Source organism: uncultured Romboutsia sp. (assembly GCF_958366745.1).
GTDB classification, from domain to species: domain Bacteria; phylum Bacillota; class Clostridia; order Peptostreptococcales; family Peptostreptococcaceae; genus Romboutsia; species Romboutsia timonensis.
In genome coordinates this window covers 1-2,802 of the sequence record NZ_CATXCO010000273.1, presented here as the reverse complement: position 1 = coordinate 2,802, position 2,802 = coordinate 1, and the positions used below count along the sequence as shown (strand labels likewise).

3 protein-coding genes are annotated in these 2,802 nt (G+C 27.3%); 1 reads left to right on the top strand and 2 read right to left on the bottom strand.

The window, feature by feature from the left end:
* Positions 1 to 1,119, top strand: a 1,119-nt coding sequence (locus Q5F54_RS12590; RefSeq protein ID WP_302334541.1) for an aminotransferase class I/II-fold pyridoxal phosphate-dependent enzyme, incomplete at its 5' end; no start/stop codon positions are given.
* A gap of 153 nt (positions 1,120 to 1,272) precedes the next feature.
* Here Q5F54_RS12590 and Q5F54_RS12585 read toward each other — a convergent pair.
* A complete protein-coding gene (locus Q5F54_RS12585; protein WP_277231223.1) occupies positions 1,273 to 1,443 on the bottom strand; it encodes a hypothetical protein in 171 nt (56 codons plus the stop codon).
* An 84-nt stretch (positions 1,444 to 1,527) separates the two neighbouring features.
* On the bottom strand, positions 1,528 to 2,613 hold the full coding sequence (locus Q5F54_RS12580) for a hypothetical protein (protein WP_302334540.1): 1,086 nt from the start codon (positions 2,611 to 2,613) through the stop codon (positions 1,528 to 1,530).
* Positions 2,614 to 2,802: the final 189 nt, after the last annotated feature.

Genomic DNA, 2,802 nt, shown 5'->3' with positions numbered 1-2,802 from the left:
AAGAAAAATCCAAATATTAAGCTTATTGATATGGGTGTAGGAGAACCTGATAAAATGGCTGATGAACTTATATGTGATGTGTTAAATAATGAATGTAGAAAGCCAGAAAATAGGTATTATGCTGATAATGGAATCGAAGAATTTCAAGAAGCAGTTTGTAGATATTTAAATAATGTATATGGTATAGAAAATCTTACTATATCTAATGTAATGCACGGAATAGGATCTAAATCTATACTTGCTATGATACCAATATGTTTTATTAATCCCGGTGATATATGTATAATGCCATCACCTGCCTATCCAACTTTAGGAACTTATACGAAGCTTTTAGGAGGAGAAATCTATAACATTCCTCTTTGCAAAGAAAATAACTTCTATATGGATTTAAATAGCATTCCTAATGATATTTTAAAAAGAGCTAAAATGATTTATGTAAACTACCCTAATAACCCTACAGGCCAAGTTGCAACTTATGAATTTTATAAAGATATTGTAGATTTCGCTAAGAAAAATAATATCTTAGTTGTATCAGATTTAGCATATGGTCATCTAACTTATGATGGATATAAACCTCTTAGCATATTATCTGTTGACGGTGCTTTAGATGTTTGTGTAGAAATACACTCTATGTCTAAATCATTCAATATGACTGGTTGGAGACTTGCTTTTGTAGTTGGTTCTGAGAAATTTATAAAACTATTCTCTTCAGTAAAATCCAATACAGATTCTGGACAATTTAGAGCTATACAAAAATCAGGTGTATTTGCACTTGATAATTATCATTTAGTTGATATTAACAGAGAAAGATATTCTAGAAGACTTAATCTTTTAACTGAAACATTAAAAGAAATTGGCTTTGAAGCAAAAAAACCTAAAGCTGGATTTTATATTTATGTACCTATTCCTAAAGGTATAAAGGATGGAATTAAATTTAAAACAGCAGAAGATGCTACCTTATATCTTTTATCAAATGCATTAATATCTACTGTTCCTTGGGATGATTGCGGATCTTTCTTAAGATTTTCTGTAACTTATAATGCTGATACAATTGAAGATGAAATTAATATAATGAATGACTTAAAAAATAGATTGCTATCTTTAAATTTAGAGTTTTAAACTTACTTTAATCAATGTTTATATAAGTTAAAAATAAAAGGAATTTCCCTCATTTTTTAATAATTTTTAATTTATATATTCTTAGTTATAAATTTAAATTCTATTAAATAATAAAAATCAAAGCCCAGATTTTAACTTGGGCTTTGATTTTTATTATTTAAGCTTTTCTATTAATTTTTCTAATAATACTTGTTTTAATTTTTCATTCATTTCATTTTTATTGTTAGTTTGTTTATTGTTATTCTTTTTATTATTTTTAGATTTATTATTTTGATTATTTTGATTAGATGTTCCATTAGGTCTTTTTCTTTTTTTATTAGCCATATATAATTCCCCCATTACTTTTTTATATAATAGAATATGAAAAATTATATTAAAAAGTTACATAATAGGTTAAATTATTTTATTTTATGCTAAATTTTCCTTTAACTTAACTAAAAAGTCTTGTATATTTGTGACTATAGTTGTAACCTCCAAACTTCCTCGATCTCTTAATTTATTTACAGCAAATTCAGATACATCTACACTATAAAAGTAAATAGGCCTTATTTTATCATCTATAACTCTGTAAGATGGTGTCATATTTCCAGTAGCAATAGAATGTAATTGTGTTGCTAGACATATAACTGTAGTTGCCTTTTTAATATGACTTCTCATCATATCCTGTGCTTTATATACATCTGATATCACAATAGGAAGAGGTCCATCATCTCTTATAGAACCTGCTAAAACTATTGGTATGTTATTCTTTACACATGCATGAATTATTCCGCTATTTATATTTTCACTTTCTATAAGTTTTTCTATGGAGCTTGCTTTTCTTGCCTTATTTAGTAAATCTAAGTGATGATAATGTCCATTATGTTTAGGTTCTAGAGTGTATATATCTTGGCCTAAAGCAGTATTGAACATTCCTGCTTCTAAATCGTGAGTAGCCACTGCATTTCCCCCAAGCAATGCATCAACATATCCTTCTTCTATAAGTTTTGCCATCGCATCTCTAGATCCTTTTGAAAATACAGCTGCTGGGCCTAATACCCATACTACATATCCATTTTCTTTTTCATATTTAAGTAATTCATATAATTGTTCATAATCCTTAGTGTAAGATGTTTCCCTAGATCTTTCACCTCTAAATGCAAAAATATCCTTTTCATAGTCTATTTGAGAAAAACCATTTGCATGTAAATAAATTCCCTCACTAGCATCTTCAGTTCTTCCTACTATAACTTTATCCCCCATTTTTAAGTTTCTAAATTCTTTAACTTCTAATTCTAAATTATCATTTATTACTACTACTCCATCCATTCTGCTTTCTTTTGCTAATATCCATTTTCCATCAATTTTAAAATATTCTGGATATATAGACATTGCATGATAATTATCTGGTGCCACACCTTCAATTTTAACTTCTTCATATGATACATTAGGTGCATTTAAGAATTTTTCTTCATTAAAATTAGGACCCATGTACTTTCTTAATTTAAAATTCATTCCTTATTTCCCCCCTTTATATACTTTTATATTCATATAATCATATATTTAAACTAAAAAAATAATAGGTGCATCATATTGATACACCTATTATTACTACTTCATTTCATTTTTCATTTGTTTTTTTATATCGTGTGCAAATTTCTTTTGTTCGTACATATCGACCAATTCATCTTTTTTAGACTCCAT

What these genes read in the sequence shown, in the direction of transcription:
- Q5F54_RS12580 (WP_302334540.1), bottom strand. Translation starts at nt 2,613, where the DNA reads ATGAATTTTAAATTAAGAAAGTACATGGGTCCTAATTTTAATGAAGAA.
- Q5F54_RS12585 (WP_277231223.1), bottom strand. Translation starts at nt 1,443, where the DNA reads ATGGCTAATAAAAAAAGAAAAAGACCTAATGGAACATCTAATCAAAAT.